This window comes from Kineococcus glutinatus (genome assembly GCF_039542765.1).
In the GTDB taxonomy this organism is placed as follows: Bacteria; Actinomycetota; Actinomycetes; order Actinomycetales; family Kineococcaceae; genus Kineococcus_A; species Kineococcus_A glutinatus.
In genome coordinates, this window is record NZ_BAABIL010000267.1 from 1 (window position 1) to 8861 (window position 8861).

Annotated in this window: 9 protein-coding genes; 6 read left to right on the plus strand and 3 right to left on the minus strand. The window is 77.1% G+C overall.

All coding sequences use genetic code 11. The features are described 5' to 3' along the window. Positions 1–143 precede the first annotated feature (143 nt). Entirely contained in the window at positions 144–344 is a 201-nt protein-coding gene (locus ABEB16_RS10965; RefSeq protein ID WP_345712289.1) for a hypothetical protein, read from the minus strand. 236 nt (positions 345–580) lie between these two features. Here ABEB16_RS10965 and ABEB16_RS10970 point away from each other — a divergent pair, with 236 nt between their 5' ends. After that, positions 581–1225 carry a hypothetical protein gene (locus tag ABEB16_RS10970; protein ID WP_345712290.1) on the plus strand — a complete coding sequence of 215 codons (645 nt, stop codon included), beginning with the start codon at positions 581–583 and terminating at the stop codon, positions 1223–1225. An 18-nt stretch (positions 1226–1243) separates the two neighbouring features. Here the strand turns inward: ABEB16_RS10970 and ABEB16_RS10975 are convergent, their stop codons facing one another. Continuing rightward, a complete protein-coding gene (locus tag ABEB16_RS10975; RefSeq protein WP_345712291.1) occupies positions 1244–1843 on the minus strand; it encodes a hypothetical protein in 600 nt (199 codons plus the stop codon). Positions 1844–2004: 161 nt separating this feature from the next. Here ABEB16_RS10975 and ABEB16_RS10980 point away from each other — a divergent pair, with 161 nt between their 5' ends. The 4 genes from ABEB16_RS10980 (at position 2005) to ABEB16_RS10995 (ending at position 6592) form a co-directional block, all read left to right on the plus strand. After that, positions 2005–3624: a hypothetical protein gene (locus ABEB16_RS10980; protein WP_345712292.1), complete on the plus strand. Its 1620-nt coding sequence runs from the start codon at positions 2005–2007 to the stop codon at positions 3622–3624. After that, on the plus strand, positions 3621–5249 hold the full coding sequence (locus ABEB16_RS10985; RefSeq protein WP_345712293.1) for a GGDEF domain-containing protein: 1629 nt from the start codon (positions 3621–3623) through the stop codon (positions 5247–5249). The genes ABEB16_RS10980 and ABEB16_RS10985 overlap by 4 nt, the downstream gene beginning before the upstream one ends. Further along, positions 5246–5770 carry a signal peptidase I gene (locus tag ABEB16_RS10990; RefSeq protein WP_345712294.1) on the plus strand — a complete coding sequence of 175 codons (525 nt, stop codon included), beginning with the start codon at positions 5246–5248 and terminating at the stop codon, positions 5768–5770. The genes ABEB16_RS10985 and ABEB16_RS10990 overlap by 4 nt, the downstream gene beginning before the upstream one ends. 111 nt (positions 5771–5881) lie before the next feature. Next, positions 5882–6592, plus strand: coding sequence for a hypothetical protein (locus ABEB16_RS10995; RefSeq protein ID WP_345712295.1), 711 nt, complete (start codon positions 5882–5884; stop codon positions 6590–6592). A gap of 67 nt (positions 6593–6659) precedes the next feature. On the opposite strand, the gene ABEB16_RS11000 is transcribed toward ABEB16_RS10995, so the two are convergent. After that, the gene (locus ABEB16_RS11000) at positions 6660–7973 is read right to left on the minus strand and encodes a cytochrome P450 (protein WP_345712296.1); all 1314 of its coding nucleotides are present in this window, start codon (positions 7971–7973) and stop codon (positions 6660–6662) included. Between the two features lie 93 nt (positions 7974–8066). On the opposite strand from ABEB16_RS11000, the gene ABEB16_RS11005 reads away from it, so the two are divergent. Next, on the plus strand, positions 8067–8861 hold a 795-nt coding region (locus ABEB16_RS11005), incomplete at its 3' end, for a pirin family protein (RefSeq protein ID WP_345712297.1).

An 8861-nucleotide genomic window follows, 5' to 3' on the forward strand; every position in this document is an offset into this window, starting at 1 on the left:
GTGCTGCCCGTGCTGCCCGTGCTGCCCGTGCTGCCCGTGCTGCCCGTGCTGCCCGTGCTGTCCGTGCCGGACATGGCGCTCTCCTCGTCCACCGCCGGCTCGCCGGCGCTCCGCTGCCGGGCGGCGCCCTCGCCGCCCGGGTGCTACGGCACCTCGTGCGCGTAGTCGTCCTCGTCCAGGGGCACCGGCTCGGGGCGCTCGGGGTCCTCGATCGGTGCGTCGGTGCCGGCGCCGGGTTCGGCGGGCAGACCCTCGGCCGGGTCCTCCGCCAGCACCGGCGCGGCGGGCGCGTACTCCTCGGCGTCCCACGCGACGCCGGCCTCCGTCAGCGAGTTCTCCGACACAGCGCCTCCTGTCGCGGGCCGCCCGCCAGGGTGGCCCGGAAACCGTGGTCGCGGACCGTGCAGATCTCGATGGTGCTCCCGCCGCCCGCTTCCCGGCAAGGTGCTGGGCGGCCCCAGGCGCACGGGCGGCGGGGCGGGCGCCGCCCGTGCGGGAGGGGCCGCGACACGCTCGCACCACCGAGCGGTGCGCCCGGCACCCGCTTAAGGTGCTGTTCCCAGCGGTTGGGAGGCCCGGGATGCTCACGATCCGCACGTCGATGCCCGACTACCTGCAGGGGTGCCGCGCCGCGCTGGCCGACCTGCTGGAGCTGCTCCAGCGGGAGGGGCGCGAGCTGGAGGTGGCGCGCGAGCGCCTGGCCCGGCTCACCGCGGAGGTCGTCAGCGAGTACGACACGGGCCAGGACCTCGACCTCGGCGTGGAGGACCCCGACGAGGTGATGCGGGCCGCCACCCGGCACACCGAGGGCTACTGGCAGCCCGACGCCCACAGCGAGGACCTCCGCCGGCAGGTGGCGCGGGCCCAGACCGACGTGGTCGCCCACCGGGAGGCCGCGGCGGCCGCGGCGGGAGCGGTCCTGCAGATCGCCGAGCAGGGGCTGCTGCTCGCGCACGGCAGCCGGGAGCGCGCCACCGGCCGCGGGCGCGAGGTGTGCACGGGGCAGCCGATCAGCACGGTGGTCCTCGCCGCCCGCGACCAGGCGGCCCAGCGGCCCGGGGACTCCCCGCAGCGGGAGATCACCTCCTGCTTCACGACGCTGGCCGACCTCGTCGACCCCGCGTTCGCCGAGCACCGGCACGAGCGGCTCAGCACGGCCGTGCTGCGGCTGCTCGGCTGGGAGGACCTCGCCGCCGTCGAGGCGGACCTGACCGCGCTGGGCTGAGGCCCGGGCCGGCACCGCTCAGGCGCTGCGGGCCTCCCACAGGAAGTCCACGCCGAGGGACAGGTCCTGCCCGGCGTTGTCGTCCGCGATCCGGTACGTCACGCGGTAGTGGCGGGTCTCGGGAGCGCTGCCCGAGGGCCGCCAGCTGCCCAGCCCGGTCGCGAAGGCGCCGTGGTGGGCCACCAGGTCGTCGAAGGAGGCGCCGGCGAACAGCGCCGGTCCCGCCGGCGTGCGCGCCGCGCAGGCGGTGCCGGCCCCCTGGACGGTCTCCTCCACGGTGACCTCCACGAACGGCGCGAGGCCGTCGTCGGGCACGCCCAGCACGTCGCGGTAGCGGACGAGGAGCCGGACGTCGGCGGCGACGTCGCCGGTGTACACCACGTCCAGGCACGCGGCCCGGGGCGGTCCCGGCGCGAGCTGCGAGGCGCTGAACAGCGCCCCGGACACCCCGGCCGTGCTCACGGCGACCTCCCCGGAGGCGAACGTGTTGCCGGTGCTGGTGGTGGTGCCCCCGAAGGTGGCGTGGGAAGAGCTCCAGACCAGGCCACCGCTGAGCACCGTGCCGAGCAGTGCGGTGGTGAGCACGAGACGGCGCGCACCGCGCCTGCCGATCTCCACGCGCCACCTCCTCCGGTCCGGGACGGGCGTGCGCCCTCCCCGGTCCATCGGCGGCCCGGCGGGTGGGCTGGAGGTTCCGGCTTCACCCGATCGCCGCAGCGGCCGATACCAGCAGACGGTCACCGCCGGTGGCCGGCAGCGGACCGACGGGGAGCGGCACCATGGGACGCACGGCGGGGGGTCGGGCGCTGGCCGCGGTGCGCCGCAGCCCGCTCCTGCTCGCCCCCCTCGTCCTCCTCGCCGTCGTGGTCGCCGTGCTGGTGGGCCCCGTCCTGCTGGGTCCCGCCCTGCTCGGGGCGACCAGCCCGGCGGCGGTGCGGCTGGCCACCGTGGACCTCGTCGACGACGACGGCGGCAGCGCGCTGCTGCAGCTGGACCACCTCTCCCCGGGGCACCCGCACAGCGGCTGCACGACGGTGACCTCCCGGGGCGGCGCCGCCGGCCCGGTGCGCTTCGGCGCCACCGGGGTCGCCGGCGCGCTCGCCGAGGATCTCGACGTCACCGTGGAGCTCGGCACCGGGGGGCGCTTCGGCGACTGCAGCGGTTTCACGCCCACGAGGTCCTTCTTCGCCGGCAGCCTCGCCGAGCTCGCGCGCCGCACGTCGGGCGGCAGCGGGGTGGACACCACCTGGACGGCCACCACCGGGCAGTCGCGGACCTTCCGCATCACCGTCGAGCTCGCCCCGGCCGCGCCGTCGCGCGCGAGCACCGGGGCCACGTTCGTGTGGACGCTGGTGCCGCCGGCCGTGCCCCCGACCCCCATGCCGACCCCGACCCCCACGCCGACAGTCAGCCCCACCCCGACCGCCGGTCCCACCCCGACCGCGGACCCGACGGCCGGCCCGACGCCGACCGCGGACCCGACCGCCGGCCCCACGCCGACCGCGGACCCGACGGCGGTCCCGCTCCCGCCCGAGCCCCCGAGCACGAGCCCGACGCCGACGGCGGTCCCGCTCCCGCCCCAGCCGCCGACCACGAGCCCGAGCACGAGCACGAGCCCGGATGCGGTGACGCCGATCCCGGCTCCTCCGGGCACGCCGCGTCCCGTCCCGTCGTCCTCTCCGACCGGCCGGGAGACCACACCTCCCGCCCCGGCACCGACGAGCGCACCGACGAGCGCACCGACGAGCGCACCGACGAGCCGGCCGGTGCCGGGCGACGGACCCGGCAGCGACCCCGACGACCCGGGAACCCCCGGCAGCCCGCAAACCCCCGACGACCCGGGAACCCCCGGCAGCCCGCAAACCCCCGGCAGCCCGCAAACCCCCGGCGATCCGGGGACTCCGGGCGGTCCCGGGATCCCCGGCAGCGGACCCGGCGCGGACCCCGGCGACCCCGGCATCGGCCTGGGCACCGGCGACTGGGGCCTCGGCACCGGAGCGTCGAACTTCGCCTCCGGGGCCTGGCGACCCGGTTCCTGGGACGGCCCGTTCCGCTTCCGCAGCGGCAGCACCTGGCTGCCCCGCTCGTGGGACGACGTCACCGGCGCCGCGGCCGACGCCCCACCCGTGCTGCTGCGCGGTCTGGAGCACGTGTCGGGTGTCGTGCGCGGCGCCGCCCGGCACGGCGGTCTGCCGATGGCGCTGCTGGTGCTCGTCCTGGCCTTCCTGCTGCTGCAGCGGCGCCTCGACGAGCGGGACCCCAAGCTCGTGCGGGCGCGCCTGCGCGAGGAACCGCGGGTGCCGTTCCGGGACCGGCGGCACCTGTTCGCAGCGGACGACGACGAGGACGGCGAGGACGACCCGGTGAACCCCGACACGAGCAGCGGTGAGGCCCCGTGAACCCCATCTTCGGATCCACCGACGTCGACGACCTCGTCGCGCTGGGCAAGCGCGCCCGCTGGGCGTTCGGTTTCCGCCTCGTCCTCGCGGTGGTGCCCCTGGTCGTCTGGGGGTTCCTGCCGGCCGCCCGCACGGGCAGCGCGGACGCCGTGCTCGGCGGTGTCGTCGCCTACCTCGCGGTGCTGGTCCTCGGTGAGGTGCTGCGGCACGCGGGCCGGCGCTGCGCGCTGTGGTCGATCACGCTGGCGCTGCTCGCGGACGGCGTCCACCTGGCCTGGACGTTCCGCCTGCTGGGCGGCGCGGACGGCCCGATGGCGTACGTCTTCGTCATCCACGCCATGGCCATCACCCTGCTCGCCTCGTTCCGCTCGGGCCTGAAGGTCGCGGCGTGGAACACGCTGGTCCTGCTCCTGGTGGTCCAGGCCGACGTGGACGGCGTCTTCGGGGAGCGGTTGCTGGGCAGCACCTTCCCCACCGCCGGGTTCGCCGTGCTGCTGGCCGCGGTGTGGTCGGCGACGTTCACCACCGCGGCGTTCGCGGCCGTCAACGAGCGCGAGCTGCGCCGGCGCCGCTACGACATGCAGGTCCTGCGCCGGTTCTCCCTGGCCATGGAGGGCGGCCACGACGTGCGGGAGACCGCCGGGCAGCTCGCCGAGCTGTGCCGCGACGAGCTGCTCGCGCAGCGGGTCGTCGTCCTGGTGGGCGAGGAGGACCCCGCCGGGCAGCTGCCGGGCCGCACCGGCGGGCTCGTGCACGTCCTCACCACCGCGGACGGGCTGAGCTGCGGCGAGACGCCCGCACCGGGCGGGGACTCCGTCCTCGGCCGCGCCGTCGCCACCCACGGCACCCTGCTCGTGAAGCGGCTGGACGCCGAGGCCGACCGGGACCTCGCGCAGCTGCTGCCCGAGGCCCGCAACGTCCTCGTCGTGCCGTTCCGGGCCGAGGGCCAGGTGCGGGGCGCCCTCGTCCTGGAGTACGGCCAGCGCCGCGCGCTGGTGCGCCGCCGATCGCGCCCCAGCCTGGACCGGCGCCTGGTCTCGACGGCGCAGCAGGTCGCCGCGCACGCCGCGCTGGCGATGGGGCGCGCCACCCTGGTGCACCGCCTGCGGCTGGCCGCCGGCACCGACGGCCTCACCGGCCTGGCCAACCGCCGCACGTTCGACGCCGGGCTGGACGGGCACCTGGCCCGCGCCGAGCGCACCGGGTCGCCCTGCTCGGTGCTGCTGATCGACCTGGACCACTTCAAGTCGGTCAACGACCGGCACGGTCACCTCGCCGGCGACGAGGTGCTCACGGCGCTGGCCGGCGTCCTCGCGGCGGGCAGCCGCCCCGGGGACCTGCCCGCCCGCTACGGCGGCGAGGAGTTCGCCGTCGTGCTGCCCGACACCGACGCCGACGCGGCCACCGCCGTGGCGGAGCGGCTGCGCGCGGCGGTGGAACGGATGCCGGCCTCGGTGCCGGTCACCGCCAGCGTGGGGGTCGCGACGTGCGGACCGCGGCACCGCACGGCGGTGGAGCTGCTCGCGGCCGCGGACGAGGCGCTGTACGAAGCCAAGGCCGCCGGCCGCAACCGCGTCGTGGCGGCGCGCGCACCGCGCGGCGAGGCCCTGCGGACCACGGGGTGAGCGGCGCGGTGCCCGGGGCCGGTGACGAGCAGGACCACGGGGCCGGGTCGCTGCGGGTGCTGCTGCGCGCTGTCGCCGCCGGTGCCCTGATGTCCGCCGGCGGGCTGTTCCTGTGGTCGGTGGTGGCCCTGCCGTTCGGCTGGACGTCGCAGCTGGTGCTGACGGGGTCGATGGAGCCGCGCATCCACCCCGGGGACGTGGTGCTCGTGCAGCCGCGCCCGGCCGACGACGTGCTGCTGGGCCGCATCGCGCTGCTGCGCGACCCCAGCGGTGTGCACCCGCGCCTGCTGCACCGCATCGTGCGGCGGACCGAGGACGGCGCGTACGTCTCGAAGGGGGACGCCAACATCGGCGAGGACAGCACGCCGGTGCCCGCGGAGGACGTCCTGGGGCTGGCGCGGGTCCGGGTGCCGTTCGTGGGGCTGCCCGTGGTGTGGCTGCACGAGGGGCGCCACGGCGCGCTCGCGGTGCTCGTCCTCGCGCTCACGGCCGCGCTGCTGGTCGTCCTCCTCGACGGGTGAGCGGTTGCTCAAGGCAGCGCTCGCCGGTGCCGATGCACCCGCACAGAAGTCCCGGCACCGCCGGGCGGTGGTCCAGGAGGGGCCGCACCACCCCAGGAGGAGGGAACCCCGATGACGGACGAGCAGGGCACCGCGCGCAGTTCCGGCGAGCCGGTCCCGGCCAGGCGGCGCCGCCGCGTCCACGCGGGCGTCGCGCTGGCCGTGGCCCTGCCCGCGGGCATGGTCGCCAGCGGCGCGATGGTGTGGCAGGCCAGCTCCGCGGCGTTCACCGCGACGACGGTCAACGGCGGCAACGCGTGGAACACCGGCAAGGTCTGCCTGTCCGACGACGCCACCGGGAACTCCGGCTGCCCGGGCGGTGCCAGCCCGAACGTCGGCACCGCCCTGTTCAGCGTGAACAGCCTCGCCCCGGGCAGCACCGGCGCCAAGTGCATCACGGTCACCTACGACGGCACCACCGCGGGCATCGTCAAGCTGTACAGCGACAACGTCACCGGGACCGGCTCGGGGAACCTCGCCGAGCGCGTGCAGCTCGTCGTCAAGGAGACCGTGGCGGCTCCCGGAACGGCCGTGCAGCCGAACTGCACCAACTGGCCCGCCGCACCGGCCGCCAGCACCACGCTCTTCAGCGGCACGCTGGACGGCTTTGCGGCCAACGCCGCGTTCGCCAGCGGGGTCGGGGGTTCGTGGACGCCGACCGGCGCCGCGTCCGACAGCCGCGCCTACCAGATCACCTGGACGATCGACCCGAACACCCCGAACGCGCTGATGAGCTCGTCGGCCGGTGGCGACTTCGCCTGGGAGGTCAACAGCACCCCGTGACGTCACGCGGGCGCGCGGGGACGACCGGCACGACCGGTCGTCCCCGCGCCGGGTTCGGGCGCCGCGTTCAGGCGCCGCCGAGCCGCACGGGCAGGTGCTCCCAGCCGCGCAGCACGCGGGTGGAGGTGCGCCGCGCGCCGGGGGCGAGGGCGAGGTCCGGGAAGCGCTCGAACAGCGCGCGCAGCCCTTCCTCCCCCTCCAGGCGGGCCAGCGCCGCACCCAGGCAGTGGTGCCGGCCGGCGGAGAAGGCGAGGTGGTCGCGGGCGTTGGGCCGGCGCACGTCGAAGCGCTCGGGGTCGGCGAAGACCTCCGGGTCGCGGTTGGCGGCGCCGAGCAGGGTGACGAGCCGGGTGCCGCGGCGCACGGCGTGCCCGGCGACGCGGGTGTCGCGCTGCGCCGCGCGGGAGGTGATCTGCACCGGCGACTCCAGCCGCAGGGACTCCTCGACGGCGCCGGGCCACAGCTCCGGATCGGCGCGCACCGCGGCGAGCTGGCCGGGGTGGGTCAGGAGCAGCTCGGCCGCCGAGCCGATGAGGTTCACCGTGGTCTCGAACCCCGCGGCCAGCAGCAGCCCGGCGGTGGCGCGCAGCTCCCGCTCGTCGAGCCGGGTGCCGTCGTCCTCCGCGGCGAGCAGGCCGCTGAGCAGGTCCTCCCCCGGCTCGCGGCGCAGCTGGGCGAGGTGCCGGCCGATCCAGTCGTCGAAACCGCGCAGCGACCCCTCCACGGCGCGGAACTCCCGCCACCCGGTGGCGGCGTCCAGGCTCTTGGCGAGGCCGTGCTGGAAGGCGAGGACCTCGTCGCGGCGCTGCTCGGGCACGCCGAGGATGTCGGCGATGACGGCGACGGGCAGCCGGACGGCGTAGCCGTCCACGAGGTCGGCGACGCCGTCGCCGCCGGGGCGCGCGGCAACGCGGGCGAGGTCGTCGAGGAGGGCGCCGGCCGTCTGCCGCACCCGCGGGCGCAGCGCCTCGACGGCGCGGGCGGTGAACACCTTGGACACCAGGCGGCGGTAGCGGGTGTGCTCGGGCGGGTCGACGCCGAGCAGGGACGGCGGGGCCAGCGGGTGCACGGGTGCGCCCTGCGCCGCCCAGGCGTGCAGCCGCGCCAGCCGCCCGGGCAGCTGCTCGACGGGGCCGACGACGCCGAAGTCGGCGCTGCCGAGGACCTCGCGCGTCACCCGGTGGCTGGCGGTGAGGACCGACAGGCTGCCGGGCACGAGCTCCCCGCGGGCGCGGACCTCCGCGTGCAGGGGGTAGGGGTCGCGCCAGGTGGCCGGGTCGGTGAGCAGCCGGCCCTGCGGCTCGCCGGTGCGGGCGGCGCGGCGCACCAGCTGCCGCGGGATGCCGTGCTGGAGGGTCCAGCGGACGCCGTCGCGGATCACGCGGTCATCCTCCCCGCCCCCGGCGTCCCGCGGAACCCCGCCGGGGACACGGGCGCCGGGAACACGGCGGCCCGCGGCGGGCTTGCCCCGGCCATGGAGGCGAGCACCCACCCCGGCACCGTCGCGACCGACCCCGAGCCGGACAGCGTGCTGCTGGCCGGGCACGACGTGCCGCTGGGCCGGTACACGACGGTGCGCCGGCTGCTGCCGCACCGGCAGCGGCGGATGGTGGGCGCGTGGTGCTTCGTCGACCACTTCGGCCCGCAGGACGTGCGCGGTCGTCCCGGGATGCAGGTGCCGCCGCACCCGCACACCGGCCTGCAGACGGTGACGTGGCTCGTCGAGGGCGCCGTGCTGCACCGCGACAGCCTCGGCAGCGCGCAGCTCATCACCCCGGGCGGGCTCAACCTGATGACGGCCGGGCACGGCATCGCCCACTCCGAGCACTCCCCCGCCGACCACCCGCCGGGCGTGCACGGCGTGCAGCTGTGGATCGCCCTGCCGGAGGGCGCCCGCCACGGCCCGGCGCGCTTCGAGCACCACGAGGACCTGCCGGTGCTGGTGGAGGGGCCCGCCACGACGACGGTGGTGGCCGGTGAGCTCGCCGGGGCGCGCTCGCCCGCGCTGGTGCACTCCCCGCTCGTGGGCGCCGAGGTGGTGCTGGCCGGCGCGGGCGGGGTGCACCTGCCGCTGGAGGCCGGCTCCGAGCACGCCGCCCTGGTGATGTCGGGTCGTGCGGAGGTGGCGGGGGCCGACGTGGGACCCGGCACCCTGGTCTACCTGCCGCCGGGGCGCACGGGCGTGCGGATCTCCGCCGCCGGTCCGGCGCGGCTGTTCCTGCTGGGCGGGGAACCGTTCGAGGAACCCCTGGTGATGTGGTGGAACTTC